Below are 25,688 nucleotides of genomic sequence, written 5' to 3'. Positions count from 1 at the left end.
TCATGAAAAAACTGTTTGCCGCCCTCGCCCTCGCTGCCGTTGTTGCCCCCGTGTGGGCCGCCACCCAGACCGTCACGCTGTCCGTGCCTGGCATGACCTGCGCCTCTTGCCCGATCACTGTCAAGCACGCGCTTTCCAAGGTTGAGGGCGTGAGCAAGACCGACGTAAGTTTCGACAAGCGCCAGGCCGTCGTCACCTTCGACGATGCCAAGACCAACGTCCAGAAGTTGACCAAGGCGACCGAGGACGCGGGCTATCCGTCCAGCCTCAAACGCTGATCCGTTAACCGAACTCGGGAGCGACACATGGGACTCATCACGCGCATCGCTGGCAAAACCGGCGCGCTCGGCAGCGTCGTTTCCGCGATGGGCTGCGCCGCCTGTTTTCCTGCCATCGCCAGCTTTGGCGCGGCCATCGGACTGGGCTTCTTGAGCCAGTACGAGGGGCTATTCATTGGCATCCTGCTGCCGATGTTCGCCGGCATCGCGTTACTCGCCAATGCTATCGCTTGGCTCAATCATCGACAGTGGCGACGCACGGCGCTCGGCACGATAGGCCCGATCTTGGTGCTGGCAGCGGTGTTTTTAATGCGGGCTTACGGCTGGCAGAGCGGTGGACTGCTCTATGTCGGCCTGGCCTTGATGGTTGGGGTGTCGGTCTGGGATTTCATCTCGCCAGCACATCGCCGCTGCGGGCCGGACAGCTGTGAATTGCCAGAACAACGTGGCTGACGGCAACAGCCGTAGCCACCACAGAAAAGGAAAAATACATGACCACCCTGAAAATCACCGGGATGACCTGCGACTCGTGCGCGGCTCACGTCAAGGAAGCCTTGGAGAAAGTGCCCGGCGTGCAATCGGCGCTGGTGTCCTATCCGAAGGGCACAGCGCAACTCGCCATTGAGGCGGGCACGTCATCGGATGCGCTGACTACCGCCGTGGCCGGACTGGGCTACGAGGCAACGCTTGCCGATGCGCCACCGACGGACAACCGCGCCGGCCTGCTCGACAAGATGCGCGATCTGCTGGGCAGAAACGACAAGACGGGTAGCAGCGGCGCATTGCATATCGCCGTCATCGGCAGCGGCGGGGCCGCGATGGCAGCGGCGCTGAAGGCCGTCGAGCAAGGCGCACGTGTCACGCTGATCGAGCGCGGCACCATCGGCGGCACCTGCGTCAATGTCGGTTGTGTGCCGTCCAAGATCATGATCCGCGCCGCCCATATCGCCCATCTGCGCCGGGAAAGCCCGTTCGATGGCGGCATCGCCGCTACCACGCCGACCATCCAGCGCACGGCGCTGCTGGCCCAGCAGCAGGCCCGCGTCGATGAACTGCGCCACGCCAAGTACGAAGGCATCTTGGAGGGCAATCCGGCGATCACTGTGCTGCACGGCTCCGCCCGCTTTAAGGACAATCGCAACCTGATCGTGCAACTCAACGACGGCGGCGAGCGCGTGGTGGCATTCGACCGCTGCCTGATCGCCACCGGCGCGAGCCCGGCCGTGCCGCCGATTCCCGGCCTGAAAGACACTCCGTACTGGACTTCCACTGAAGCGCTGGTCAGCGAGACGATTCCTAAGCGCCTGGCCGTGATTGGCTCATCAGTGGTGGCGCTGGAGCTGGCGCAGGCGTTCGCCCGACTCGGAGCGAAGGTGACGATCCTGGCTCGCAGCACGCTGTTCTTCCGCGAAGACCCAGCTATAGGCGAAGCCGTCACGGCCGCATTCCGCATGGAGGGCATCGAGGTGAGGGAACACACCCAGGCCAGCCAGGTCGCGTATATCAATGGTGAAGGGGACGGCGAATTCGTGCTCACCACGGCGCACGGCGAACTGCGCGCCGACAAGCTGCTGGTCGCCACCGGCCGCGCGCCCAACACACGCAAGCTGGCACTGGATGCGACGGGCGTCACGCTCACCCCGCAAGGCGCTATCGTCATCGACCCCGGCATGCGTACAAGCGTGGAACACATCTACGCCGCAGGCGACTGCACCGACCAGCCGCAGTTCGTCTATGTGGCGGCAGCGGCCGGCACTCGCGCCGCGATCAACATGACCGGCGGTGACGCGGCCCTGAACCTGACCGCGATGCCGGCCGTGGTGTTCACCGACCCGCAAGTGGCGACCGTAGGCTACAGCGAGGCGGAAGCGCACCATGACGGCATCAAAACTGATAGTCGCACGCTAACGCTGGACAACGTGCCGCGCGCGCTCGCCAACTTCGACACGCGCGGCTTCATCAAACTGGTGGTTGAAGAAGGCAGCGGACGACTGATCGGCGTGCAGGCAGTGGCCCCGGAAGCGGGCGAACTGATCCAGACGGCCGCACTGGCGATTCGCAACCGGATGACGGTGCAGGAACTGGCCGACCAGTTGTTCCCCTACCTGACGATGGTCGAAGGGTTGAAGCTCGCGGCGCAGACCTTCAACAAGGATGTGAAGCAGCTTTCCTGCTGCGCCGGGTGAGGACAAGGAGGTGTGCGATGAGCGCCTACACGGTATCGCAACTGGCCCATAACGCTGGGGTGAGCGTACATATCGTGCGCGACTACCTGGTGCGCGGCTTGTTACGGCCGGTGGCCTGCACCACGGGCGGCTACGGCGTGTTCGACGATGCGGCCTTGCAACGGCTGTGCTTCGTGCGCGCGGCCTTCGAGGCGGGTATCGGCCTGGATGCCCTGGCGCGGCTGTGCCGTGCGCTCGACGCAGCGGACGGCGCACAAGCCGCAGCGCAGCTTGCCGTGCTGCGCCAGTTGGTCGAGCGGCGGCGCGCGGCGTTGGCCCATCTGGACGCGCAACTGGCCTCCATGCCAGCCGAGCGGGCGCACGAGGAGGCATTGCCGTGAACGCCCCTGACAAACTGCCGCCCGAGACGCGCCAACCCGTTTCCGGCTACCTGTGGGGTGCGCTGGCCGTGTTGACCTGCCCCTGCCATCTGCCGATTCTCGCCGCCGTGCTGGCCGGGACGACCGCCGGTGCCTTCCTTGGCGAGCATTGGGGTGTTGCCGCGCTCGCGCTGACCGGCTTGTTCGTTCTGGCCGTAACGCGGCTGCTGCGCGCCTTCCGGGGCGGATCATGACGAGTTCGCAGCCCGCCGGATGGACGGCGGCCGAGTTGGCGCAGGCGGCGGCGCGCGGACAGCTTGACCTGCATTACCAGCCGCTGGTCGATCTGCGCGATCACCGGATCGCTGGCGCGGAAGCGTTGATGCGCTGGCGGCATCCGAGGCTTGGCCTGTTGCCGCCCGGCCAGTTCCTGCCGCTGGCCGAGTCGTTCGGCCTGATGCCGGAAATAGGCGCGTGGGTGCTGGGCGAGGCCTGTCGCCAGATGCACAAGTGGCAAGGACCGGCATGGCAACCGTTCCGTCTTGCCATCAATGTGTCCGCCAGCCAGGTTGGGCCAACGTTCGACGACGAGGTAAAGCGGGTGCTGGCCGATATGGCCCTGCCCGCCGAGCTTCTGGAGATCGAACTGACCGAATCGGTCGCATTCGGCAATCCAGCCCTGTTCGCCAGTTTCGACGCCTTGCGCGCCATCGGCGTGCGCTTCGCCGCCGACGACTTCGGCACCGGCTATTCCTGCCTGCAACATCTGAAATGCTGCCCCATCACCACATTGAAAATCGACCAATCCTTTGTCGCCAGGCTCCCGGATGATGCCCGTGACCAAACTATCGTGCGGGCGGTGATCCAGCTCGCGCACGGGCTGGGCATGGATGTCATTTTCAGAAGACGACTGCACCAGTTGATTGGGCGTAATGGCTGTTGTGCAGCCAGCTCCTGACAGTTCAATATCAGAAGTGATCTGCACCAATCTCGACTATGCTCAATACTCGTGTGCACCAAAGCGAGGTGAGCATGGCGACGGACACCCCACGGATTCCAGAACAAGGCGTGGCCACTCTGCCTGATGAGGCTTGGGAGCGTGCGCGCCGTCGTGCGGAGATCATCAGTCCGTTGGCGCAGTCGGAGACGGTCGGGCACGAAGCGGCCGATATGGCGGCTCAGGCGCTGGGCTTGTCTCGGCGCCAGGTATACGTTCTGATCCGGCGTGCCCGGCAAGGCAGCGGCCTCGTGACGGATCTGGTGCCCGGCCAGTCCGGTGGAGGTAAAGGTAAGGGGCGCTTGCCGGAACCGGTCGAGCGCGTCATCCACGAGCTACTGCAAAAGCGGTTCCTGACCAAGCAGAAGCGCAGCCTAGCGGCCTTTCACCGCGAAGTCACTCAGGTGTGCAAGGCTCAAAAACTGCGAGTGCCGGCGCGCAATACCGTGGCCTTACGGATCGCTAGCCTTGACCCGCGCAAGGTCATCCGCCGGCGGGAAGGCCAGGATGCCGCTCGTGACCTACAAGGTGTGGGCGGCGAGCCTCCTGCCGTGACCGCGCCGCTGGAGCAGGTGCAGATAGACCATACGGTCATCGACCTGATCGTGGTCGATGACCGCGACCGGCAACCTATTGGCCGCCCGTACCTGACCCTCGCCATCGACGTGTTCACCCGCTGCGTGCTCGGCATGGTCGTCACGCTGGAAGCGCCGTCTGCCGTTTCGGTTGGCCTGTGCCTCGTGCATGTCGCCTGCGACAAGCGCCCTTGGCTGGAAGGACTGAACGTGGAAATGGATTGGCAGATGAGCGGCAAGCCCTTGCTGCTCTACCTAGACAACGCGGCCGAGTTCAAGAGCGAGGCCCTGCGCCGGGGTTGCGAGCAGCATGGCATCCGGCTGGACTATCGCCCGCTGGGACAGCCGCACTATGGCGGCATCGTGGAACGGATCATCGGCACGGCGATGCAGATGATTCACGACGAACTGCCGGGAACGACCTTCTCCAACCCTGACCAGCGCGGCGACTACGATTCCGAAAACAAGGCCGCCCTGACGCTGCGCGAGCTAGAGCGCTGGCTCACATTGGCGGTCGGCACCTACCACGGTTCGGTGCACAACGGCCTGCTCCAACCGCCGGCCGCGCGCTGGGCCGAGGCCGTGGCGCGTGTCGGCGTACCGGCCGTCGTCACACGCGCTACTTCGTTCCTGGTCGATTTTCTGCCGATCCTCCGGCGCACGCTGACCCGCACCGGCTTTGTCATCGACCACATCCACTACTACGCCGATGCGCTCAAGCCGTGGATTGCGCGGCGTGAACGCTGGCCGTCCTTTCTGATCCGGCGCGATCCGCGCGACATCAGCCGTATCTGGGTCCTGGAACCGGAGGGACAGCATTACCTGGAAATTCCCTACCGTACCTTGTCGCATCCGGCTGTCACCCTCTGGGAACAACGGCAGGCGCTGGCGAAACTGCGGCAGCAAGGGCGCGAACAGGTGGATGAGTCGGCGCTGTTCCGCATGATCGGCCAGATGCGTGAGATTGTGACCAGCGCGCAGAAGGCCACACGCAAGGCGCGGCGTGACGCGGATCGCCGCCAGCACCTCAAGACATCAGCTCGGCCGGACAAGCCCGTTCCGCCGGATACGGATATTGCCGACCCGCAGGCAGACAACTTGCCACCCGCCAAACCGTTCGACCAGATTGAGGAGTGGTAGCCGTGGACGAATATCCCATCATCGACCTGTCCCACCTGCTGCCGGCGGCCCAGGGCTTGGCCCGTCTTCCGGCGGACGAGCGCATCCAGCGCCTTCGCGCCGACCGCTGGATCGGCTATCCGCGCGCAGTCGAGGCGCTGAACCGGCTGGAAGCCCTTTATGCGTGGCCAAACAAGCAACGCATGCCCAACCTGCTGCTGGTTGGCCCGACCAACAATGGCAAGTCGATGATCGTCGAGAAGTTCCGCCGCACCCACCCGGCCAGCTCCGACGCCGACCAGGAGCACATCCCGGTGTTGGTCGTGCAGATGCCGTCCGAGCCGTCCGTGATCCGCTTCTACGTCGCGCTGCTCGCCGCGATGGGCGCGCCGCTGCGCCCACGCCCACGGTTGCCGGAAATGGAGCAACTGGCTCTGGCACTGCTGCGCAAGGTCGGCGTGCGCATGCTGGTGATCGACGAGCTGCACAACGTGCTGGCCGGCAACAGCGTCAACCGCCGGGAATTCCTCAACCTGCTGCGCTTCCTCGGCAACGAACTGCGCATCCCGTTGGTTGGGGTAGGCACGCGCGACGCCTACCTAGCCATCCGCTCCGATGACCAGTTGGAAAATCGCTTCGAGCCGATGATGCTGCCGGTATGGGAGGCCAACGACGATTGCTGCTCACTGCTGGCCAGCTTCGCCGCTTCGCTCCCGCTGCGCCGGCCTTCCCCAATTGCCACGCTGGACATGGCTCGCTACCTGCTCACACGCAGCGAGGGCACCATAGGGGAACTGGCGCACTTGCTGATGGCGGCGGCCATCGTCGCCGTGGAGAGCGGCGAGGAAGCGATCAACCATCGCACACTCAGCATGGCCTGTCGACAACCTCTCGCGCAACCAAGACATCGCGGTCGGACTGCAAGTGATCTTGAAGCCACGGGCCCGTCCCACCCCGACATGGACCTCGATGCCCGAACGGACGTTAGATTTCGAGTTCTAGGCGTTCTGCGATGAAGGTTGGATCCCAGCCGGGATTGAAAGTGTCGACGTGGGTGAATCCGAGCCGCTCGTATAGGCCACGCAGGTTCGGGTGGCAGTCGAGCCGCAGCTTGGCGCACCCCTGCGTTCGCGCGGCATGGCGGCAAGCCTCGATCAGCGCGGAGCTGACACCCCGGCCCGCATGTGTCCGTCGCACCGCGAGCTTGTGCAGATATGCGGCCTCCCCCTTGAGGGCGTCGGGCCAGAACTCGGGATCCTCGGCCGACAAGGTGCAACAGCCGACGATGCCGTCGCTGCAACTCGCGACTAGGAGCTCGGATCTCAGGACGAAGGTCTCCGCGAATGTCCGGTCGATCCGCGCGACGTCCCAGGCGGGCGTTCCCTTGGCGGACATCCACGCCGCAGCGTCGTGCATCAGCCGCACAACCTCGTCGATATCACCCGAGCAGGCGACCCGAACGTTCGGAGGCTCCTCGCTGTCCATTCGCTCCCCTGGCGCGGTATGAACCGCCGCCTCATAGTGCAGTTTGATCCTGACGAGCCCAGCATGTCTGCGCCCACCTTCGCGGAACCTGACCAGGGTCCGCTAGCGGGCGGCCGGAAGGTGAATGCTAGGCATGATCTAACCCTCGGTCTCTGGCGTCGCGACTGCGAAATTTCGCGAGGGTTTCCGAGAAGGTGATTGCGCTTCGCAGATCTCCAGGCGCGTGGGTGCGGACGTAGTCAGCGCCATTGCCGATCGCGTGAAGTTCCGCCGCAAGGCTCGCTGGACCCAGATCCTTTACAGGAAGGCCAACGGTGGCGCCCAAGAAGGATTTCCGCGACACCGAGACCAATAGCGGAAGCCCCAACGCCGACTTCAGCTTTTGAAGGTTCGACAGCACGTGCAGCGATGTTTCCGGTGCGGGGCTCAAGAAAAATCCCATCCCCGGATCGAGGATGAGCCGGTCGGCAGCGACCCCGCTCCGTCGCAAGGCGGAAACCCGCGCCTCGAAGAACCGCACAATCTCGTCGAGCGCGTCTTCGGGTCGAAGGTGACCGGTGCGGGTGGCGATGCCATCCCGCTGCGCTGAGTGCATAACCACCAGCCTGCAGTCCGCCTCAGCAATATCGGGATAGAGCGCAGGGTCAGGAAATCCTTGGATATCGTTCAGGTAGCCCACGCCGCGCTTGAGCGCATAGCGCTGGGTTTCCGGTTGGAAGCTGTCGATTGAAACACGGTGCATCTGATCGGACAGGGCGTCTAAGAGCGGCGCAATACGTCTGATCTCATCGGCCGGCGATACAGGCCTCGCGTCCGGATGGCTGGCGGCCGGTCCGACATCCACGACGTCTGATCCGACTCGCAGCATTTCGATCGCCGCGGTGACAGCGCCGGCGGGGTCTAGCCGCCGGCTCTCATCGAAGAAGGAGTCCTCGGTGAGATTCAGAATGCCGAACACCGTCACCATGGCGTCGGCCTCCGCAGCGACTTCCACGATGGGGATCGGGCGAGCAAAAAGGCAGCAATTATGAGCCCCATACCTACAAAGCCCCACGCATCAAGCTTTTGCCCATGAAGCAACCAGGCAATGGCTGTAATTATGACGACGCCGAGTCCCGACCAGACTGCATAAGCAACACCGACAGGGATGGATTTCAGAACCAGAGAAAGAAAATAAAATGCGATGCCATAACCGATTATGACAACGGCGGAAGGGGCAAGCTTAGTAAAGCCCTCGCTAGATTTTAATGCGGATGTTGCGATTACTTCGCCAACTATTGCGATAACAAGAAAAAGCCAGCCTTTCATGATATATCTCCCAATTTGTGTAGGGCTTATTATGCACGCTTAAAAATAATAAAAGCAGACTTGACCTGATAGTTTGGCTGTGAGCAATTATGTGCTTAGTGCATCTAACGGCCAAGGTAAGCCGCGCCGCGAAGCGGCGTCGGCTTGAACGAATTGTTAGACATTATTTGCCGACTACCTTGGTGATCTCGCCTTTCACGTAGTGAACAAATTCTTCCAACTGATCTGCGCGCGAGGCCAAGCGATCTTCTTCTTGTCCAAGATAAGCCTGTCTAGCTTCAAGTATGACGGGCTGATACTGGGCCGGCAGGCGCTCCATTGCCCAGTCGGCAGCGACATCCTTCGGCGCGATTCTGCCGGTTACTGCGCTGTACCAAATGCGGGACAACGTAAGCACTACATTTCGCTCATCGCCAGCCCAGTCGGGCGGCGAGTTCCATAGCGTTAAGGTTTCATTTAGCGCCTCAAATAGATCCTGTTCAGGAACCGGATCAAAGAGTTCCTCCGCCGCTGGACCTACCAAGGCAACGCTATGTTCTCTTGCTTTTGTCAGCAAGATAGCCAGATCAATGTCAATCGTGGCTGGCTCGAAGATACCTGCAAGAATGTCATTGCGCTGCCATTCTCCAAACTGCAGTTCGCGCTTAGCTGGATAACGCCACGGAATGATGTCGTCGTGCACAACAATGGTGACTTCTACAGCGCGGAGAATCTCGCTCTCTCCAGGGGAAGCCGACGTTTCCAAAAGGTCGTTGATCAAAGCTCGCCGCGTTGTTTCATCAAGCCTTACGGTCACCGTAACCAGCAAATCAATATCACTGTGTGGCTTCAGGCCGCCATCCACTGCGGAGCCGTACAAATGTACGGCCAGCAACGTCGGTTCGAGATGGCGCTCGATGACGCCAACTACCTCTGATAGTTGAGTCGATACTTCGGCGATCACCGCTTCCCTCATGATGTTTAACGCGCTGATCACCGGCGGTTGAAAACCGTCCGGTGGATTCGCAGGTTATGCTCCCTCATTTTCATTTCCGGTTTCCTATAGGGCAACCAGGCTGTCCTTGCCGGCGCTTGTAACACAGACGATGGCATCAAATGCCTCGCTCAATTTCGTTTCTACAGAGGCGCTTTGAGACCGCATTCGCTTTGCTTCCATGGGGACATCTGTCAATGTCAGACATGAATTCTCCGTACCACAGGCGTCGATGACATACTGTTCCATACTATCCTCACGGATTGCATCGGCAGGCGTGGTCACAACAGAGAATCCAAGAGGACTTTTTGGCGATGGGAAATGCATTTCCGGCACGGTGGGTCCAAGATGGGTGAATGCAATCGCACGGTAATTCACCCTCTCTGCGAGGTGCTGCCCCATGGGAACAGCCGTAAGCTCGCCTGAAAAGGAGACTGGAGTTTTTTGTAAATGATTGTTGTGCGCCAGCAGAATTATCTTCACATCCGGATTCGCTCGAACCGTTCCATCTACTACGCCCGCCATATACGAGTCACGTACGGAAGTATCTCCCTCAAGAGAGGTACCATCGAAGAAAGTTTTCATTATACGCAAGGTTTCCAACGTATACTCTATCGACTCTATTCGATCAGAGGCTTTTCGGAACAAATCGCTGTTGACGTGTTTTTTCAGGACGGGGGCAAGCGACGCCAAGCGGAGCTTCAATCTGGTTACCCCTGAGATAGCTTTCTCCTGCCGAGCCGTTTCTAGCTCCCCCCATTTTGCCGATGAAATAACCGCCGACTGGCCATCAATGGACGCCAACAAGTGAGTCAACATATCAACGTGCGGTTTCATGAGGTGATCGATGAGCTGGATAATTTCGGCCAATTGCGCTAGGTCGTCCCTTGGGTTCAGGGTGTTGGGTAAGTCGATTCCGACTAACTGCAGTTTTCTTCCTGATTCGCGGAGATATGATTTCAGCCAGATCAGCACTGAGCCATACACAGAAAAGGTCAGGGTATCCGAAAATCGCTCAAGTTCATGAGCACCGGCTGTTGAGTTGAGCCATTCAGATAACCGGGATGCCTGAATCGCCCCACATTCCAAACCAATCGCATTAAACTCATGCCTTTCGACCAAATAGCGGATAAGACTAGCTCTAGCCAGTGAAAACTCCGCGACAAAATGAGCGCCCTCGCCAATGCCGACAATTCGGGCGCCCTCAATTACGGAAGTAAGAATCTCAAACTCATTGAAGTCCAGCTTTTGAGGCTGTAAAAGTGTTCTGGTCGTTCTCCATGTCATTTTTTTACCTTTGCGTTTATTGCTGTAATCGTCATACGTTCGCTTCGCCAATAACCCGGCTCACAGCATAACACCTGAGTTAAGCCGCGCCGCGAAGCGGCGTCGGCTTGGACGAATTGTTAGGCCGCATATCGCGACCTGAAAGCGGCACGCAAGACCTCAACCTTTTCCGCCCCGAGTGAGGTGCATGCGAGCCTGTAGGACTCTATGTGCTTTGTAGGCCAGTCCACTGGTGGTACTTCATCGGCATAGTAAAAGTAATCCCAGATGATCGCCTCCCAGCTGTTACAACGGACTGGCCGCCCGGCGATGACGCCCTCAGCCGCCTCTGGGCACGAGCCCTGCGGAGCCTCCGCGATTTCATACGCTTCGTCTGCCCACCAAGCAGGTTCGCAGTCAAGTAACTCATCCCCGATCTCCGCTAAGAATCCATAGTCCAACTCCTCCATGACGCGCCCGCCGAGCATTTCAACTATTGCCTCGAGCTCGCCGCGCCTCTCGCCGGGAAACGTCAGATCAATATCATCGTGCTTGCGTGTTACACGCCCTAGCCGTGCATCGATCGCCCAGCCCCCACCGATCCAGAGCGGCAGATTTCGCTCATCTGCCGCAGCTAGAATTTTGTGTATCAATGTGACCTGCGTTGTGTCCATGCGGCCTAACTTTGTTTTAGGGCGACTGCCCTGCTGCGTAACATCGTTGCTGCTCCATAACATCAAACATCGACCCACGGCGTAACGCGCTTGCTGCTTGGATGCCCGAGGCATAGACTGTACAAAAAAACAGTCATAACAAGCCATGAAAACCGCCACTGCGCCGTTACCACCGCTGCGTTCGGTCAAGGTTCTGGACCAGTTGCGTGAGCGCATACGCTACTTGCATTACAGCTTACCAACCGAACAGGCTTATGTCCACTGGGTTCGTGCCTTCATCCGTTTCCACGGTGTGCGTCACCCGGCAACCTTGGGCAGCAGCGAAGTCGAGGCATTTCTGTCCTGGCTGGCGAACGAGCGCAAGGTTTCGGTCTCCACGCATCGTCAGGCATTGGCGGCCTTGCTGTTCTTCTACGGCAAGGTGCTGTGCACGGATCTGCCCTGGCTTCAGGAGATCGGAAGACCTCGGCCGTCGCGGCGCTTGCCGGTGGTGCTGACCCCGGATGAAGTGGTTCGCATCCTCGGTTTTCTGGAAGGCGAGCATCGTTTGTTCGCCCAGCTTCTGTATGGAACGGGCATGCGGATCAGTGAGGGTTTGCAACTGCGGGTCAAGGATCTGGATTTCGATCACGGCACGATCATCGTGCGGGAGGGCAAGGGCTCCAAGGATCGGGCCTTGATGTTACCCGAGAGCTTGGCACCCAGCCTGCGCGAGCAGCTGTCGCGTGCACGGGCATGGTGGCTGAAGGACCAGGCCGAGGGCCGCAGCGGCGTTGCGCTTCCCGACGCCCTTGAGCGGAAGTATCCGCGCGCCGGGCATTCCTGGCCGTGGTTCTGGGTTTTTGCGCAGCACACGCATTCGACCGATCCACGGAGCGGTGTCGTGCGTCGCCATCACATGTATGACCAGACCTTTCAGCGCGCCTTCAAACGTGCCGTAGAACAAGCAGGCATCACGAAGCCCGCCACACCGCACACCCTCCGCCACTCGTTCGCGACGGCCTTGCTCCGCAGCGGTTACGACATTCGAACCGTGCAGGATCTGCTCGGCCATTCCGACGTCTCTACGACGATGATTTACACGCATGTGCTGAAAGTTGGCGGTGCCGGAGTGCGCTCACCGCTTGATGCGCTGCCGCCCCTCACTAGTGAGAGGTAGGGCAGCGCAAGTCAATCCTGGCGGATTCACTACCCCTGCGCGAAGGCCATCGGTGCCGCATCGAACGGCCGGTTGCGGAAAGTCCTCCCTGCGTCCGCTGATGGCCGGCAGCAGCCCGTCGTTGCCTGATGGATCCAACCCCTCCGCTGCTATAGTGCAGTCGGCTTCTGACGTTCAGTGCAGCCGTCTTCTGAAAACGACAATGGAGGTGGTAGCCGAGGGTGTGGAAACACCCGACTGCCTTGCGTGGTTGCGGCAGGCGGGTTGCGACACGGTGCAGGGTTTCCTGTTCGCCAGGCCGATGCCGGCGGCGGCCTTCGTCGGCTTCGTCAACCAATGGAGGAACACCACCATGAACGCCAATGAACCGAGCACCAGTTGCTGCGTGTGCTGCAAGGAAATCCCGCTCGATGCCGCCTTCACGCCGGAAGGGGCCGAGTACGTGGAGCATTTCTGCGGGCTGGAGTGCTATCAGCGCTTCCAGGCGCGGGCCAGCACTGCGACCGAAACCAGCGTCAAACCGGACGCTTGTGATTCGCCGCCGTCAGGTTGAGGCATACCCTAACCTGATGTCAGATGCCATGTGTAAATTGCGTCAGGATAGGATTGAATTTTGAATTTATTGACATATCTCGTTGAAGGTCATAGAGTCTTCCCTGACATTTTGCAGGGAATTCCATGACTGGACAGCGCATTGGGTATATCAGGGTCAGCACCTTCGACCAGAACCCGGAACGGCAACTGGAAGGCGTCAAGGTTGATCGCGCTTTTAGCGACAAGGCATCCGGCAAGGATGTCAAGCGTCCGCAACTGGAAGCGCTGATAAGCTTCGCCCGCACCGGCGACACCGTGGTGGTGCATAGCATGGATCGCCTGGCGCGCAATCTCGATGATTTGCGCCGGATCGTGCAAACGCTGACACAACGCGGCGTGCATATCGAATTCGTCAAGGAACACCTCAGTTTTACTGGCGAAGACTCTCCGATGGCGAACCTGATGCTCTCGGTGATGGGCGCGTTCGCCGAGTTCGAGCGCGCCCTGATCCGCGAGCGTCAGCGCGAGGGTATTGCGCTCGCCAAGCAACGCGGGGCTTACCGTGGCAGGAAGAAATCCCTGTCGTCTGAGCGTATTGCCGAACTGCGCCAACGTGTCGAGGCTGGCGAGCAAAAGACCAAGCTTGCTCGTGAATTCGGAATCAGTCGCGAAACCCTGTATCAATACTTGAGAACGGATCAGTAAATATGCCACGTCGTTCCATCCTGTCCGCCGCCGAGCGGGAAAGCCTGCTGGCGTTGCCGGACTCCAAGGACGACCTGATCCGACATTACACATTCAACGATACCGACCTCTCGATCATCCGACAGCGGCGCGGGCCAGCCAATCGGCTGGGCTTCGCGGTGCAGCTCTGTTACCTGCGCTTTCCCGGCGTCATCCTGGGCGTCGATGAACTACCGTTCCCGCCCTTGTTGAAGCTGGTCGCCGACCAGCTCAAGGTCGGCGTCGAAAGCTGGAACGAGTACGGCCAGCGGGAGCAGACCCGGCGCGAGCACCTGAGCGAGCTGCAAACCGTGGGCACTGTTGCAAATAGTCGGTGGTGATAAACTTATCATCCCCTTTTGCTGATGGAGCTGCACATGAACCCATTCAAAGGCCGGCATTTTCAGCGTGACATCATTCTGTGGGCCGTACGCTGGTACTGCAAATACGGCATCAGTTACCGTGAGCTGCAGGAGATGCTGGCTGAACGCGGAGTGAATGTCGATCACTCCACGATTTACCGCTGGGTTCAGCGTTATGCGCCTGAAATGGAAAAACGGCTGCGCTGGTACTGGCGTAACCCTTCCGATCTTTGCCCGTGGCACATGGATGAAACCTACGTGAAGGTCAATGGCCGCTGGGCGTATCTGTACCGGGCCGTCGACAGCCGGGGCCGCACTGTCGATTTTTATCTCTCCTCCCGTCGTAACAGCAAAGCTGCATACCGGTTTCTGGGTAAAATCCTCAACAACGTGAAGAAGTGGCAGATCCCGCGATTCATCAACACGGATAAAGCGCCCGCCTATGGTCGCGCGCTTGCTCTGCTCAAACGCGAAGGCCGGTGCCCGTCTGACGTTGAACACCGACAGATTAAGTACCGGAACAACGTGATTGAATGCGATCATGGCAAACTGAAACGGATAATCGGCGCCACGCTGGGATTTAAATCCATGAAGACGGCTTACGCCACCATCAAAGGTATTGAGGTGATGCGTGCACTACGCAAAGGCCAGGCCTCAGCATTTTATTATGGTGATCCCCTGGGCGAAATGCGCCTGGTAAGCAGAGTTTTTGAAATGTAAGGCCTTTGAATAAGACAAAAGGCTGCCTCATCGCTAACTTTGCAACAGTGCCTTTAAGCGTGCATAATAAGCCCTACACAAATTGGGAGTTAGACATCATGAGCAACGCAAAAACAAAGTTAGGCATCACAAAGTACAGCATCGTGACCAACAGCAACGATTCCGTCACACTGCGCCTCATGACTGAGCATGACCTTGCGATGCTCTATGAGTGGCTAAATCGATCTCATATCGTCGAGTGGTGGGGCGGAGAAGAAGCACGCCCGACACTTGCTGACGTACAGGAACAGTACTTGCCAAGCGTTTTAGCGCAAGAGTCCGTCACTCCATACATTGCAATGCTGAATGGAGAGCCGATTGGGTATGCCCAGTCGTACGTTGCTCTTGGAAGCGGGGACGGACGGTGGGAAGAAGAAACCGATCCAGGAGTACGCGGAATAGACCAGTTACTGGCGAATGCATCACAACTGGGCAAAGGCTTGGGAACCAAGCTGGTTCGAGCTCTGGTTGAGTTGCTGTTCAATGATCCCGAGGTCACCAAGATCCAAACGGACCCGTCGCCGAGCAACTTGCGAGCGATCCGATGCTACGAGAAAGCGGGGTTTGAGAGGCAAGGTACCGTAACCACCCCATATGGTCCAGCCGTGTACATGGTTCAAACACGCCAGGCATTCGAGCGAACACGCAGTGATGCCTAACCCTTCCATCGAGGGGGACGTCCAAGGGCTGGCGCCCTTGGCCGCCCCTCATGTCAAACGTTGGGCGAACCCGGAGCCTCATTAATTGTTAGCCGTTAAAATTAAGCCCTTTACCAAACCAATACTTATTATGAAAAACACAATACATATCAACTTCGCTATTTTTTTAATAATTGCAAATATTATCTACAGCAGCGCCAGTGCATCAACAGATATCTCTACTGTTGCATCTCCATTATTTGAAGGAACTGAAGGTTGTTTTTTACTTTACGATGCATCCACAAACGCTGAAATTGCTCAATTCAATAAAGCAAAGTGTGCAACGCAAATGGCACCAGATTCAACTTTCAAGATCGCATTATCACTTATGGCATTTGATGCGGAAATAATAGATCAGAAAACCATATTCAAATGGGATAAAACCCCCAAAGGAATGGAGATCTGGAACAGCAATCATACACCAAAGACGTGGATGCAATTTTCTGTTGTTTGGGTTTCGCAAGAAATAACCCAAAAAATTGGATTAAATAAAATCAAGAATTATCTCAAAGATTTTGATTATGGAAATCAAGACTTCTCTGGAGATAAAGAAAGAAACAACGGATTAACAGAAGCATGGCTCGAAAGTAGCTTAAAAATTTCACCAGAAGAACAAATTCAATTCCTGCGTAAAATTATTAATCACAATCTCCCAGTTAAAAACTCAGCCATAGAAAACACCATAGAGAACATGTATCTACAAGATCTGGATAATAGTACAAAACTGTATGGGAAAACTGGTGCAGGATTCACAGCAAATAGAACCTTACAAAACGGATGGTTTGAAGGGTTTATTATAAGCAAATCAGGACATAAATATGTTTTTGTGTCCGCACTTACAGGAAACTTGGGGTCGAATTTAACATCAAGCATAAAAGCCAAGAAAAATGCGATCACCATTCTAAACACACTAAATTTATAAAAAATCTAATGGCAAAATCGCCCAACCCTTCAATCAAGTCGGGACGGCCAAAAGCAAGCTTTTGGCTCCCCTCGCTGGCGCTCGGCGCCCCTTATTTCAAACGTTAGACGGCAAAGTCACAGACCGCGGGATCTCTTATGACCAACTACTTTGATAGCCCCTTCAAAGGCAAGCTGCTTTCTGAGCAAGTGAAGAACCCCAATATCAAAGTTGGGCGGTACAGCTATTACTCTGGCTACTATCATGGGCACTCATTCGATGACTGCGCACGGTATCTGTTTCCGGACCGTGATGACGTTGATAAGTTGATCATCGGTAGTTTCTGCTCTATCGGGAGTGGGGCTTCCTTTATCATGGCTGGCAATCAGGGGCATCGGTACGACTGGGCATCATCTTTCCCGTTCTTTTATATGCAGGAAGAACCTGCATTCTCAAGCGCACTCGATGCCTTCCAAAAAGCAGGTAATACTGTCATTGGCAATGACGTTTGGATCGGCTCTGAGGCAATGGTCATGCCCGGAATCAAGATCGGGCACGGTGCGGTGATAGGCAGCCGCTCGTTGGTGACAAAAGATGTGGAGCCTTACGCTATCGTTGGCGGCAATCCCGCTAAGAAGATTAAGAAACGCTTCACCGATGAGGAAATTTCATTGCTTCTGGAGATGGAGTGGTGGAATTGGTCACTGGAGAAGATCAAAGCGGCAATGCCCATGCTGTGCTCGTCTAATAGGAGAGCATAAAAAATATTGGGGCAGCGTGAGCTATGCTGCCATCGCTGGTCCCTTCCCGTCACTTTGAAAACCCGGATACCAGCAGACAAATTTATCCTGCAGTTCGTTATTCAAAACGGCGGTCCGGGTCTGTAACAAATAATGAGCCCCTTTTCTGCTCCACTGCATCTGCTGCTTTTTGGCCATTCGTCTGGCGATCACTTCATTGATCGTGGATTCCACAAACGCGGTTGATACCGGCTCTCCGTACCGACGCATTTCGCCGTAGTTTGGGATCATCATCTTATTATTCCGGATGTAGGTATACATTTCATCCAGATGTTTTTGCAGGGATTTCAGGCTAGGATAGCTGAGTTCAGGGTCATCGCAATACATAACGCAATTATCAATATGTTCCAGCGCAGCGACAACATTGCCATGCCAGAGATATCGTTTAATGCTTTCCAGCAGTGCCAGAACTTTACTCCCCGCCTCTGGATCTGATACCAGCAGTCCCCGGGCATATTGCATGAGCACCGTCAGCCTCATGGTGATATGAAACCAGTCCAGCACATGCGTTGACTCAGGGTACATACCGAACTGGAGGTCCCTGAGATTATCCGCGCCGTCGGACAGAAAAAATATCTGCTGGTTGGCCTGCATTCCCTGCGCTGAAAGGTGGGTCATGAGCCTGCGTTCCGGATGACAGTCATCCTTCTGAACAAAACCGAAGCGGCGGGTGTCAGCAGGCGCACCAACGGAAAAAGACTTCCCGGCAATAATTTCAAAATTACGCTTTTTGTCATCCCGATCGCGAACATAACCACCATCTATACCCACCACAAGCGGTTTTCCTGGCCTGGGCAGGTTCCCCCAGTCGCGGGGGCAGCCGGAAAGAAAACCTGAATGAGCTTCAGCCTCAGCGTCAAGACGCTGCGCCACCTGGCATAAATGATTCCTCACCGTTGAGGCATTCAGGCTGTGGCCCACCGGCAGAATATCTTTCAGCAGACGAGTCGTCATTTCATAGGAGATCATCGAGGCCCAGCGGGTTTCAATATATTTCAGTGCCGGGTGAGAATAATCGCCGGCCCAGTCGCTGAGCAAACTGACTGTCTTTGTATCACTCTCTTCACAACGGCACCGGTACACCCGAAGCCCGGATACCGGAATAACGCCAAACAGCGTCCGGTACCGTATTTTCTGTTTGCCTTTGATTCTGCGCGCAGCAAGGCAGTGAGGGCACCGGATATGGTGTTGAGTATATTCGTCTGCCTGCAGCTGGACCACCGACTGCTGGACCGTATTCAGCAACAGCTTGGATTCTGACACCGATAATCCGATGTCGTTCCGGGTCTCCCCTGATTTCTGGATTGTCATCAGTTCCTCCGTTCGACTGGAGCCTGATTCATCGGTGATGACTATCTGGAGCGTCAGTTGCATCATTGCCTCCTGCTGTGGTGGATGACTATCTCCCGGCTACTGGTTGTTCATCTGGTGACGAAGCTTATAATATGTGGAAACGCCAAGGCCCGCATGGTCGCAGGCGATCCTGAGCCTGACCCCTCTGCTTCTGAGTGCGTCAATTTCCTGGATCTTTTTGATATCGGCGCCGGGGCGCCCTGTTTTTTCACCCCGTGCTTTTTTCGCGGCGATGCCGTCGGCCTGCCTTTCCTTCAGTAAGGCTCGTTCAAACTGGCTGAATGCCGACATCATGTGCAGCTGCAGTTCCTGCATCGGATTGTTTGTGCCGGCGCTGAACGTCAGCTGCTCTTTCAGAAAAATAAGGGTAACGCCCTGGTCACGAAGCCGGGTGGTGACAGCGCACATATCCGACATATTCCGGCAAAGGCGATCGATGGAATGAACCAGAAGCGTATCACCAGGGCGTAATTGCCCCAGGAGTTCCTGTAACCCCGGGCGGTTTGTGTCCTTCGCGCTGGCATGCTCAACACAAATTTTATCAGGCTGAAAACCCGCCTTTGACAATGCCTCTTCCTGACGGGCCGTATTCTGATCGGCCGAGCTTACCCTGATGTAGGCATATTGCACGCAAAACCTCCGGAAGGTCTTTAAACATCATAGAGATTTAAAGAATAATCCATAAACACTGATTTAGGGAGGTTTATAGACATTTTTTCGGGGATCTGAGAGGCATGCTGAAAACGTATACCTTTATAGACATCAGTCAGCGACGACGGCCCAGCCAGATAACTTCAGGCTCCAGTACCGGAGATGCAAGGTCGAGCCTGCTCAGTTGCCGGTTGATTTTGTGGCGGTTGAACCTGACAGCATCCAGGTCGTCAGCAAAAGGGCGGATCTCGCCGACCGTTGTTTCATCATCCGCATTAACGATAGCTTCAAGAAACGCCAGGGTTTTATCGAACTCATCCGCAGCTGTGGCTCCGGGCATACCATGGCCGCTTATACAAAACGGCGCTTTCAGCGTAGAGTTTTCATAAATGGCCTCAACACGAATGTCATGAAGCCAGTGCTCAAAGAAATTGTATTCATAGGTAAAGCGATCGCCAGCATCAAAAGCAAAATCATCAATCACGACCCGGAACGGATTATCGACAAAACCGATGCCTCCTTCGTAGGAGATACCGTAATCTTTGCCATAAATGTGAAATTGATGGAGATGGTCGTCCCCCCAGCCCTGCACTATCTGGAAAATGAAGTGAAGCGCGGCCAGTGACGTGTCGGCAGCAATTCTCAGCCGACGCCAGACCATCGGACTGACTCCATGAACTGCTATTTTGATGACGTAGATCTTCATAGTCAGCAGGTATTGTTATGAAATGATGGTGGTTATTTTAACCCCTGTAGATGGCATCATTCGATGGCTGCCCCGAGGTTTTTCATGCTCTCCGATCTGGATGATGCAATAAATTTGAGCGTGAAGCCCCCGGCGACTGCAGGCCAGCGCCAGTTCATATTCATTCAGCGCCAGAAACTCCAGCCGCTGTGCATCATCGAAATCAGGTAGACCATAGAGCGCTTCCTGCTCGGCGTCCGAAAGAATACTGAGGAGCTTATTTTTAGTAGGCATCTCTGATCCTTATGCCTATTTAAACGCGCTTGTCACATTATCATTAACATAGAACCTTTACGTGTCATAATTTAAATTACGGGTAATGTGACTACCGTTGACAGATTATGGTACCCAAATCAGAATGTCACATAATCGAACGTATATGTGACAGAGGAAATATGTTCATCGGATATATTCGGATGTCAAAAGCGGATGGTTCGCAGACGAATGATTTACAACGTGATGCACTGATCGCCGCAGGTGTTGATGCCGCACATTTTTATGAGGACCGGGCATCGGGCAAACGAGAAGAGCGTCCTGGACTTACAGCCTGTCTGAAAGCACTACGACCCGGAGACACGCTGGTCGTATGGAAGCTGGACCGCCTCGGTCGTGATCTTCGTCATCTCATTAATACAGTGCACGACCTGACCGCGAGGGGGACCGGTCTGAAAGTGCTGACCGGTCACGGGGCGACTATCGACACAACAACGGCCGCTGGCAAGCTTGTCTTCGGTATCTTTGCCGCACTGGCGGAGTTTGAGCGCGAACTGATTGCTGAAAGAACGACTGCAGGTCTGGCATCAGCAAGAGCCCGTGGGCGGAACGGCGGCCGACCTTATAAAATGACGCCAGTCAAACTGCGACTGGCAATGGCATCAATGGGACAATCAGAAACAAAGGTCAGTACGCTATGCCAGGAACTTGGGATAACCCGGCAAACTTTGTACAGGCATATTTCCCCTGTTGGTCAACTGCGGGCGGACGGGATCAAGCTGTTCAACCGTGGATAATTTGAACGGACGGAAAAATCTGGGGTTCCGGCGTAGTACCCCTATCACCTCCACATTTTTGCAACAGTGCCTTATAAATGGCAGCCTTATGTTTACTTGCCAAGATGGGCTACCATATGATGTTTTATACTGAGCAATATTAATATTATCTTTAATGGAAAAATTAAGCCCACTAAGTGACCCACTGCTATATGGCTCTATTGTGAAGACGCCTGAGGGTAAAAATTTATACATGGTTGTCCCTATGTCTATTATTGCAAGGTTGACAATATTATTCGTTTTATAAATTTGAGCGTTTAAAATCACACATCAAAGCAATTAGTCAGGATAAACAACAATACCCAGTGCTTCGAGAATCAGTTCTTGCTGCCAGGCTGCAATTTTGATACCTGATGTATCGACTTTGCGGGGATCTAAACCGTCGAGTTCGGCGTGGCATAAATTGGCACCCTGTAGGCTAAATTGCCCCCAGACATCTTCGGAAAAAACACCTCGACTTAAGTCTGACTCTTTCAGTGATGCACCCGCTAGGTTCGTTCCTATCCAGCGATTTTCAAACAACTCACATTTTTCTAAACAAACCCTCTCCATATTGGCATAGGAAAGATTACATCCAGAAATAAATGCTGAGCAAAAGTACATACGATTACTCACTTGATGGGCAAAGTTTGTTCGGGAAAAGTTGGCACCTTTTAAATCACACGCACGGAACTCTATACCGTAGCAATTGGCATTACTGAAGTTTGCCATCGCAAGTTGGCATTGTTGGAAACTTGCATCACGAAGATCTGCGACATCAAAGTGGCAGCCTTCGATATCACCCTGTTCAATGAACTTGCAGTTGACGAATGTCGTATCACGCAAGTTAGCACGTCGAAAGTCGCTGCGAATGAATGTGCAAGCGGTGAAGGTGAGATCACTTAAGTCTTTATGTGAAAAGTTGTGGTGCCGATATGTATGATTGTAGGTTTCCATGAGTACTCCTTGTTGAAAGGAGGGCTAGACTACCATTATACATATGCCAAGACATTAAAATAAAAGCCTGTTACATCAACACATTACAACCCCTCAATTTACCTGTTTTAAGTGGTCAAATTGGCGCGTAGAGCGCCTATCGCTCTTGCATTGGCACGCGGCCCTGTTGAAAAAAGTTATTCGCTTTAGATAGGGTTAGGAGAGCCGTGCTTCGCCGGTAAAAAATCGGACTATCCGACGCAGGGCGGACTCATCGGCGGAGAAGCAAACTTTGACTATATCTCCCTACACTTGGAAGAGGGCTAGACTGGCCCCATAGATCACCAGACACTTCGACTCTCTTAAAATAAGAGGTAGTCTTGGAACTATGTTTAATACCAGTCAGAACGATAAGATGGTTGGAGTGTTATCAGGACCTGAGCGGCGTCGGCGTCGTACACCGCAGGAAAAAAGGCACTGTTGCAAAGTTAGCGATGAGGCAGCCTTTTGTCTTATTCAAAGGCCTTACATTTCAAAAACTCTGCTTACCAGGCGCATTTCGCCCAGGGGATCACCATAATAAAATGCTGAGGCCTGGCCTTTGCGTAGTGCACGCATCACCTCAATACCTTTGATGGTGGCGTAAGCCGTCTTCATGGATTTAAATCCCAGCGTGGCGCCGATTATCCGTTTCAGTTTGCCATGATCGCATTCAATCACGTTGTTCCGGTACTTAATCTGTCGGTGTTCAACGTCAGACGGGCACCGGCCTTCGCGTTTGAGCAGAGCAAGCGCGCGACCATAGGCGGGCGCTTTATCCGTGTTGATGAATCGCGGGATCTGCCACTTCTTCACGTTGTTGAGGATTTTACCCAGAAACCGGTATGCAGCTTTGCTGTTACGACGGGAGGAGAGATAAAAATCGACAGTGCGGCCCCGGCTGTCGACGGCCCGGTACAGATACGCCCAGCGGCCATTGACCTTCACGTAGGTTTCATCCATGTGCCACGGGCAAAGATCGGAAGGGTTACGCCAGTACCAGCGCAGCCGTTTTTCCATTTCAGGCGCATAACGCTGAACCCAGCGGTAAATCGTGGAGTGATCGACATTCACTCCGCGTTCAGCCAGCATCTCCTGCAGCTCACGGTAACTGATGCCGTATTTGCAGTACCAGCGTACGGCCCACAGAATGATGTCACGCTGAAAATGCCGGCCTTTGAATGGGTTCATGTGCAGCTCCATCAGCAAAAGGGGATGATAAGTTTATCACCACCGACTATTTGCAACAGTGCCCAAAAAATTAACTACCTGAGGAAAATTGATCCTTTTGTGTTTGAAGAACTGTTGCTGGAAGGATTTGAAGCGCATGGCTTCAGAACCATCAGAAACAAACGCTATACCGGCGATGGAGGCATTGACGGCCAGGTAATAATAGGAAAATATCGCTATCTTATTCAGGCTAAACGCTATCGCGGCCATATTGCTTTACAGCACGTACAGGAGTTCGAGAAGTTGCTTAAACGTCATAACTGTCGCGGTCTGTTTTGCCATACCGGGAAAACCGGCGCAGGTTCAAAATCTGTCAGTATTGCCAGTGAACGGATGGAGATTATCAGCGGCCAGCGCCTGATAGATTTGCTCACGCCCGGCAGCTCCTTCACTATCGCAACCGCCCCGCAGACGATGATGAAGCGTACCGCAGCAACACTAGAAACGAGCACCATTGTTAAAGATGCCGGTAAAGAAAATCGATACCATGAGAGTTAATTAAATGAAGTCAGTAACTATAGAAGCAAAAACATTTGCTGAAATGTTAGGAATAACAGAAGGTGAGTTAATCTTTGCCATTAAGAAAACTGGCACATTCAAAAACAAGACCATCCCACAACCTCATGAGCCACATAAATCAAATAATAGATTTTTATATTCAGACGTAATGAGGTTTATAGAATCACTAAAAGACAAAGAGAACCGGTAATGACTCCAACTTACTGATAGTGTTTTATGTTCAGATAATGCCCGATGACCTTGTCATGCAGCTCCACCGATTTTGAGAACGACAGTGACTTCCGTCCCAGCCTTGCCAGATGTTGTCTCAGATTCAGGTTATGTCGCTCAATGCGCTGAGTGTAACGCTTGCTGATAACGTGCAGCTTTCCCTTCAGGCGGGATTCATACAGCGGCCAGCCATCCGTCATCCATACCACGACCTCAAAGGCCGACAGCAGGCCCAGAAGACGCTCCAGCGTGGCCAACGTGCGTTACCTAACAATAAACCTGTTTAAATATCCAGATAAAAACATTCAATCTGGGTCAAATGAGTGATACAGTTTCACCCATAAGACCCAATGGAGGCAATATGTCTGAATTTGAATTACTGGCGCAGGATCTGCTTGAGAAAGCAGAAGCGGAAGAACAACTGCGACAGGAAAATGATAAAAAGCTGCTCGGGCAGGTGCTGGAAATCTATGACCAGAAGTACGTGGCTGAACTGCTTAGAAAAGTTGGTAAAAATGAGTGGAGTCGCGAGACTCTTAATCGCTGGATTAATGGTAAGTGCTCACCTAAGACGCTGACGTTAGCCGAAGAGGAACTTCTACGAAAAATGCTTCCGGAAGCGCCTGCACATCACCCTGACTATGCCTTCCGGTTTATTGACCTGTTTGCTGGGATTGGAGGTATACGGAAGGGCTTCGAAACCATCGGTGGCCAGTGCGTTTTTACCAGTGAATGGAATAAAGAGGCTGTGCGCACATATAAAGCTAACTGGTTTAACGATGCTCAGGAACACACTTTCAATCTAGATATTCGGGAAGTCACGCTCAGTGATAAACCTGAAGTACCTGAAAACGATGCCTATGCTTACATTAATGAGCATGTGCCGGATCATGATGTACTTCTAGCAGGTTTCCCCTGTCAACCGTTCAGCCTTGCGGGCGTAAGCAAGAAAAACTCGCTCGGGCGCGCGCATGGTTTCGAATGTGAGGCTCAGGGAACGCTTTTCTTCGATGTGGCGCGTATTATCCGCGCAAAAAAACCTGCCATCTTTGTTCTTGAAAACGTTAAAAACCTGAAGAGCCATGACAAGGGTAAAACCTTTAAAGTCATCATGGATACCCTCGACGAACTTGGCTATGAAGTTGCGGATGCAGCTGAGATGGGCAAAAACGATCCTAAAGTTATCGACGGAAAACACTTTTTACCTCAGCACCGAGAACGTATCGTTTTGGTCGGTTTCCGCCGTGATCTGAACATTCACCAGGGCTTTACCCTGCGCGATATTAGTCGTTTTTATCCGGAACAGCGTCCGTCATTTGGCGAACTGCTGGAACCCGTGGTTGACAGCAAATATATACTGACGCCGAAACTCTGGGAGTATCTCTATAACTACGCCAAAAAGCACGCAGCTAAGGGTAACGGATTCGGTTTTGGCCTCGTTAATCCTGAAAATAAAGAAAGCATTGCCCGTACGCTTTCTGCTCGCTATCACAAAGACGGGTCTGAAATTCTGATAGACCGTGGCTGGGATATGGCCACAGGTGAAACAGACTTCGCGAACGAAGAAAATCAGGCGCATCGGCCCCGCAGGCTGACTCCGCGAGAGTGCGCGCGCCTTATGGGTTTTGAAAAAGTAGATGGCAGGCCTTTTCGCATTCCTGTGTCAGACACTCAGTCGTACAGGCAGTTCGGTAACTCCGTAGTGGTGCCCGTGTTTGAAGCCGTAGCCAAACTGCTTGAACCTTATATCCTGAAAGCGGTTAATGCCGATTCGTGCAAGGTTGAACGAATCTGATCGCTCCTCCCGGTATTTATGCCGGG

The 25,688-nt window shown here is 54.9% G+C and carries 30 protein-coding genes and 3 pseudogenes; 20 read left to right on the top strand and 13 right to left on the bottom strand.

From position 1 onward, the window contains the following. Positions 1-2: 2 nt before the first annotated feature. From merP to ACOXYR_RS24570, 8 genes are all read left to right on the top strand, one after another. Positions 3-278, top strand: coding sequence for a mercury resistance system periplasmic binding protein MerP (gene merP / locus ACOXYR_RS24605; protein ID WP_000732275.1), 276 nt, complete (start codon positions 3-5; stop codon positions 276-278). Between the two features lie 27 nt (positions 279-305). Next, a complete protein-coding gene (gene merC / locus ACOXYR_RS24600) occupies positions 306-731 on the top strand; it encodes an organomercurial transporter MerC (protein ID WP_000522996.1) in 426 nt (141 codons plus the stop codon). Positions 732-769: 38 nt separating this feature from the next. Continuing rightward, positions 770-2,464, top strand: a complete 1,695-nt coding sequence (gene merA, locus ACOXYR_RS24595) for a mercury(II) reductase (protein ID WP_015063453.1) — start codon at positions 770-772, stop codon at positions 2,462-2,464. A 17-nt stretch (positions 2,465-2,481) separates the two neighbouring features. Continuing rightward, positions 2,482-2,844 (top strand): mercury resistance co-regulator MerD, encoded by a 363-nt coding sequence (gene merD / locus ACOXYR_RS24590; protein ID WP_001277456.1) that lies wholly within the window; start codon positions 2,482-2,484, stop codon positions 2,842-2,844. Next, positions 2,841-3,077 (top strand): broad-spectrum mercury transporter MerE, encoded by a 237-nt coding sequence (gene merE, locus ACOXYR_RS24585; protein WP_000993386.1) that lies wholly within the window; start codon positions 2,841-2,843, stop codon positions 3,075-3,077. Before merD ends, merE begins: the two co-directional genes overlap by 4 nt. 35 nt (positions 3,078-3,112) lie before the next feature. Further along, positions 3,113-3,781 carry an EAL domain-containing protein gene (locus tag ACOXYR_RS24580; RefSeq protein ID WP_001300294.1) on the top strand — a complete coding sequence of 223 codons (669 nt, stop codon included), beginning with the start codon at positions 3,113-3,115 and terminating at the stop codon, positions 3,779-3,781. Positions 3,782-3,855: 74 nt separating this feature from the next. Then, positions 3,856-5,535 carry a Mu transposase C-terminal domain-containing protein gene (locus ACOXYR_RS24575; RefSeq protein WP_000179844.1) on the top strand — a complete coding sequence of 560 codons (1,680 nt, stop codon included), beginning with the start codon at positions 3,856-3,858 and terminating at the stop codon, positions 5,533-5,535. 2 nt (positions 5,536-5,537) lie between these two features. Continuing rightward, positions 5,538-6,530: a TniB family NTP-binding protein gene (locus ACOXYR_RS24570; protein WP_001381192.1), complete on the top strand. Its 993-nt coding sequence runs from the start codon at positions 5,538-5,540 to the stop codon at positions 6,528-6,530. Here ACOXYR_RS24570 and ACOXYR_RS24565 read toward each other — a convergent pair. The 6 genes from ACOXYR_RS24565 to aadB all read right to left on the bottom strand — a co-directional run bounded on the left by ACOXYR_RS24565 (position 6,499) and on the right by aadB (position 11,220). Then, positions 6,499-6,999, bottom strand: a complete 501-nt coding sequence (locus tag ACOXYR_RS24565; protein ID WP_000376623.1) for a GNAT family N-acetyltransferase — start codon at positions 6,997-6,999, stop codon at positions 6,499-6,501. The two genes, ACOXYR_RS24570 and ACOXYR_RS24565, sit on opposite strands and share 32 nt — an antisense overlap. A gap of 127 nt (positions 7,000-7,126) precedes the next feature. Beyond that, positions 7,127-7,966 (bottom strand): sulfonamide-resistant dihydropteroate synthase Sul1, encoded by an 840-nt coding sequence (gene sul1, locus ACOXYR_RS24560; RefSeq protein ID WP_000259031.1) that lies wholly within the window; start codon positions 7,964-7,966, stop codon positions 7,127-7,129. Next, complete coding sequence (locus ACOXYR_RS24555; protein WP_000679427.1) at positions 7,960-8,307, bottom strand: quaternary ammonium compound efflux SMR transporter QacE delta 1; 348 nt, start codon at positions 8,305-8,307, stop codon at positions 7,960-7,962. The genes sul1 and ACOXYR_RS24555 overlap by 7 nt, the downstream gene beginning before the upstream one ends. A gap of 163 nt (positions 8,308-8,470) precedes the next feature. Then, positions 8,471-9,262 (bottom strand): ANT(3'')-Ia family aminoglycoside nucleotidyltransferase AadA1, encoded by a 792-nt coding sequence (gene aadA1 / locus ACOXYR_RS24550; RefSeq protein ID WP_001206317.1) that lies wholly within the window; start codon positions 9,260-9,262, stop codon positions 8,471-8,473. Positions 9,263-9,346: 84 nt separating this feature from the next. Further along, positions 9,347-10,567 (bottom strand): EreA family erythromycin esterase, encoded by a 1,221-nt coding sequence (ere(A), locus tag ACOXYR_RS24545; protein ID WP_421356594.1) that lies wholly within the window; start codon positions 10,565-10,567, stop codon positions 9,347-9,349. Between the two features lie 119 nt (positions 10,568-10,686). After that, entirely contained in the window at positions 10,687-11,220 is a 534-nt protein-coding gene (aadB, locus tag ACOXYR_RS24540; RefSeq protein ID WP_000381802.1) for an aminoglycoside nucleotidyltransferase ANT(2'')-Ia, read from the bottom strand. A gap of 145 nt (positions 11,221-11,365) precedes the next feature. Here aadB and intI1 point away from each other — a divergent pair, with 145 nt between their 5' ends. The 8 genes and pseudogenes from intI1 to catB all read left to right on the top strand — a co-directional run bounded on the left by intI1 (position 11,366) and on the right by catB (position 17,117). Then, complete coding sequence (gene intI1, locus ACOXYR_RS24535) at positions 11,366-12,379, top strand: class 1 integron integrase IntI1 (RefSeq protein ID WP_000845039.1); 1,014 nt, start codon at positions 11,366-11,368, stop codon at positions 12,377-12,379. A gap of 202 nt (positions 12,380-12,581) precedes the next feature. Continuing rightward, a complete protein-coding gene (locus tag ACOXYR_RS24530) occupies positions 12,582-12,932 on the top strand; it encodes a DUF3330 domain-containing protein (protein ID WP_000454193.1) in 351 nt (116 codons plus the stop codon). 125 nt (positions 12,933-13,057) lie between these two features. Continuing rightward, complete coding sequence (locus tag ACOXYR_RS24525) at positions 13,058-13,618, top strand: recombinase family protein (protein WP_000147567.1); 561 nt, start codon at positions 13,058-13,060, stop codon at positions 13,616-13,618. Positions 13,619-13,620: 2 nt separating this feature from the next. Continuing rightward, positions 13,621-13,950, top strand: a pseudogene (locus ACOXYR_RS24520) (DUF4158 domain-containing protein); the annotation flags it as partial. Positions 13,951-14,013: 63 nt separating this feature from the next. Continuing rightward, positions 14,014-14,718, top strand: a complete 705-nt coding sequence (locus ACOXYR_RS24515) for an IS6-like element IS26 family transposase (RefSeq protein ID WP_001067855.1) — start codon at positions 14,014-14,016, stop codon at positions 14,716-14,718. Positions 14,719-14,861: 143 nt separating this feature from the next. Continuing rightward, on the top strand, positions 14,862-15,416 hold the full coding sequence (locus ACOXYR_RS24510; RefSeq protein WP_063840321.1) for a fluoroquinolone-acetylating aminoglycoside 6'-N-acetyltransferase AAC(6')-Ib-cr5: 555 nt from the start codon (positions 14,862-14,864) through the stop codon (positions 15,414-15,416). A 130-nt stretch (positions 15,417-15,546) separates the two neighbouring features. Continuing rightward, positions 15,547-16,377: an oxacillin-hydrolyzing class D beta-lactamase OXA-1 gene (locus ACOXYR_RS24505; RefSeq protein WP_001334766.1), complete on the top strand. Its 831-nt coding sequence runs from the start codon at positions 15,547-15,549 to the stop codon at positions 16,375-16,377. 137 nt (positions 16,378-16,514) lie between these two features. Further along, a complete protein-coding gene (catB, locus tag ACOXYR_RS24500) occupies positions 16,515-17,117 on the top strand; it encodes a type B chloramphenicol O-acetyltransferase (protein WP_421356720.1) in 603 nt (200 codons plus the stop codon). A gap of 21 nt (positions 17,118-17,138) precedes the next feature. Here catB and ACOXYR_RS24495 read toward each other — a convergent pair whose 3' ends face one another. The 4 genes and pseudogenes from ACOXYR_RS24495 to ACOXYR_RS24480 all read right to left on the bottom strand — a co-directional run. Further along, complete coding sequence (locus ACOXYR_RS24495; protein WP_014839878.1) at positions 17,139-18,530, bottom strand: ISKra4-like element ISKpn19 family transposase; 1,392 nt, start codon at positions 18,528-18,530, stop codon at positions 17,139-17,141. 36 nt (positions 18,531-18,566) lie between these two features. Continuing rightward, complete coding sequence (locus ACOXYR_RS24490; RefSeq protein ID WP_001493762.1) at positions 18,567-19,139, bottom strand: recombinase family protein; 573 nt, start codon at positions 19,137-19,139, stop codon at positions 18,567-18,569. A gap of 136 nt (positions 19,140-19,275) precedes the next feature. After that, positions 19,276-19,866, bottom strand: coding sequence for a plasmid pRiA4b ORF-3 family protein (locus ACOXYR_RS24485; protein WP_012477564.1), 591 nt, complete (start codon positions 19,864-19,866; stop codon positions 19,276-19,278). Positions 19,867-19,956: 90 nt separating this feature from the next. Continuing rightward, a pseudogene (locus ACOXYR_RS24480) lies at positions 19,957-20,139 on the bottom strand (DUF4158 domain-containing protein); the annotation flags it as partial. A gap of 161 nt (positions 20,140-20,300) precedes the next feature. Here ACOXYR_RS24480 and ACOXYR_RS24475 point away from each other — a divergent pair. Then, the gene (locus ACOXYR_RS24475) at positions 20,301-20,915 is read left to right on the top strand and encodes a recombinase family protein (RefSeq protein ID WP_014839983.1); all 615 of its coding nucleotides are present in this window, start codon (positions 20,301-20,303) and stop codon (positions 20,913-20,915) included. A 318-nt stretch (positions 20,916-21,233) separates the two neighbouring features. Here ACOXYR_RS24475 and ACOXYR_RS24470 read toward each other — a convergent pair whose 3' ends face one another. Beyond that, the gene (locus ACOXYR_RS24470; protein ID WP_001516695.1) at positions 21,234-21,890 is read right to left on the bottom strand and encodes a quinolone resistance pentapeptide repeat protein QnrS1; all 657 of its coding nucleotides are present in this window, start codon (positions 21,888-21,890) and stop codon (positions 21,234-21,236) included. Positions 21,891-22,394: 504 nt separating this feature from the next. Then, the gene (locus ACOXYR_RS24465) at positions 22,395-23,099 is read right to left on the bottom strand and encodes an IS6-like element IS26 family transposase (RefSeq protein WP_001067855.1); all 705 of its coding nucleotides are present in this window, start codon (positions 23,097-23,099) and stop codon (positions 22,395-22,397) included. 99 nt (positions 23,100-23,198) lie between these two features. Here ACOXYR_RS24465 and ACOXYR_RS24460 point away from each other — a divergent pair, with 99 nt between their 5' ends. Both ACOXYR_RS24460 and ACOXYR_RS24455 read left to right on the top strand, forming a co-directional pair. Next, positions 23,199-23,636: a restriction endonuclease gene (locus ACOXYR_RS24460; RefSeq protein WP_020325134.1), complete on the top strand. Its 438-nt coding sequence runs from the start codon at positions 23,199-23,201 to the stop codon at positions 23,634-23,636. A gap of 4 nt (positions 23,637-23,640) precedes the next feature. Continuing rightward, positions 23,641-23,847: a hypothetical protein gene (locus ACOXYR_RS24455; protein ID WP_001749967.1), complete on the top strand. Its 207-nt coding sequence runs from the start codon at positions 23,641-23,643 to the stop codon at positions 23,845-23,847. 10 nt (positions 23,848-23,857) lie between these two features. Here the strand turns inward: ACOXYR_RS24455 and ACOXYR_RS24450 are convergent. After that, positions 23,858-24,130 (bottom strand): annotated as a pseudogene (locus ACOXYR_RS24450) (IS1 family transposase); the annotation flags it as partial. 98 nt (positions 24,131-24,228) lie between these two features. Here ACOXYR_RS24450 and ACOXYR_RS24445 point away from each other — a divergent pair. Next, positions 24,229-25,662, top strand: coding sequence for a DNA cytosine methyltransferase (locus tag ACOXYR_RS24445; protein WP_001288432.1), 1,434 nt, complete (start codon positions 24,229-24,231; stop codon positions 25,660-25,662). Positions 25,663-25,688: the final 26 nt, after the last annotated feature.

This window comes from Pseudocitrobacter faecalis, from assembly GCF_965231525.1.
GTDB classification, from domain to species: Bacteria; Pseudomonadota; Gammaproteobacteria; order Enterobacterales; family Enterobacteriaceae; genus Pseudocitrobacter; species Pseudocitrobacter faecalis.
This window is presented reverse-complemented; position numbering and strand designations above follow the sequence as displayed.

Coding starts and splice junctions, on each gene's coding strand:
- aadA1 (WP_001206317.1), bottom strand. CDS start 9,262: ATGAGGGAAGCGGTGATCGCCGAAGTATCGACTCAACTATCAGAGGTA.
- ACOXYR_RS24530 (WP_000454193.1), top strand. CDS start 12,582: ATGGAGGTGGTAGCCGAGGGTGTGGAAACACCCGACTGCCTTGCGTGG.
- merD (WP_001277456.1), top strand. CDS start 2,482: ATGAGCGCCTACACGGTATCGCAACTGGCCCATAACGCTGGGGTGAGC.
- ACOXYR_RS24555 (WP_000679427.1), bottom strand. CDS start 8,307: ATGAAAGGCTGGCTTTTTCTTGTTATCGCAATAGTTGGCGAAGTAATC.
- sul1 (WP_000259031.1), bottom strand. CDS start 7,966: ATGGTGACGGTGTTCGGCATTCTGAATCTCACCGAGGACTCCTTCTTC.
- ACOXYR_RS24455 (WP_001749967.1), top strand. CDS start 23,641: ATGAAGTCAGTAACTATAGAAGCAAAAACATTTGCTGAAATGTTAGGA.
- catB (WP_421356720.1), top strand. CDS start 16,515: ATGACCAACTACTTTGATAGCCCCTTCAAAGGCAAGCTGCTTTCTGAG.
- ACOXYR_RS24505 (WP_001334766.1), top strand. CDS start 15,547: ATGAAAAACACAATACATATCAACTTCGCTATTTTTTTAATAATTGCA.
- intI1 (WP_000845039.1), top strand. CDS start 11,366: ATGAAAACCGCCACTGCGCCGTTACCACCGCTGCGTTCGGTCAAGGTT.
- ACOXYR_RS24485 (WP_012477564.1), bottom strand. CDS start 19,866: ATGAAGATCTACGTCATCAAAATAGCAGTTCATGGAGTCAGTCCGATG.
- ACOXYR_RS24470 (WP_001516695.1), bottom strand. CDS start 21,890: ATGGAAACCTACAATCATACATATCGGCACCACAACTTTTCACATAAA.
- ACOXYR_RS24475 (WP_014839983.1), top strand. CDS start 20,301: ATGTTCATCGGATATATTCGGATGTCAAAAGCGGATGGTTCGCAGACG.
- ACOXYR_RS24445 (WP_001288432.1), top strand. CDS start 24,229: ATGTCTGAATTTGAATTACTGGCGCAGGATCTGCTTGAGAAAGCAGAA.
- ACOXYR_RS24525 (WP_000147567.1), top strand. CDS start 13,058: ATGACTGGACAGCGCATTGGGTATATCAGGGTCAGCACCTTCGACCAG.
- ACOXYR_RS24565 (WP_000376623.1), bottom strand. CDS start 6,999: ATGGACAGCGAGGAGCCTCCGAACGTTCGGGTCGCCTGCTCGGGTGAT.
- merC (WP_000522996.1), top strand. CDS start 306: ATGGGACTCATCACGCGCATCGCTGGCAAAACCGGCGCGCTCGGCAGC.
- merA (WP_015063453.1), top strand. CDS start 770: ATGACCACCCTGAAAATCACCGGGATGACCTGCGACTCGTGCGCGGCT.
- ACOXYR_RS24515 (WP_001067855.1), top strand. CDS start 14,014: ATGAACCCATTCAAAGGCCGGCATTTTCAGCGTGACATCATTCTGTGG.
- aadB (WP_000381802.1), bottom strand. CDS start 11,220: ATGGACACAACGCAGGTCACATTGATACACAAAATTCTAGCTGCGGCA.
- ACOXYR_RS24495 (WP_014839878.1), bottom strand. CDS start 18,530: ATGCAACTGACGCTCCAGATAGTCATCACCGATGAATCAGGCTCCAGT.
- ACOXYR_RS24465 (WP_001067855.1), bottom strand. CDS start 23,099: ATGAACCCATTCAAAGGCCGGCATTTTCAGCGTGACATCATTCTGTGG.
- ACOXYR_RS24575 (WP_000179844.1), top strand. CDS start 3,856: ATGGCGACGGACACCCCACGGATTCCAGAACAAGGCGTGGCCACTCTG.
- merP (WP_000732275.1), top strand. CDS start 3: ATGAAAAAACTGTTTGCCGCCCTCGCCCTCGCTGCCGTTGTTGCCCCC.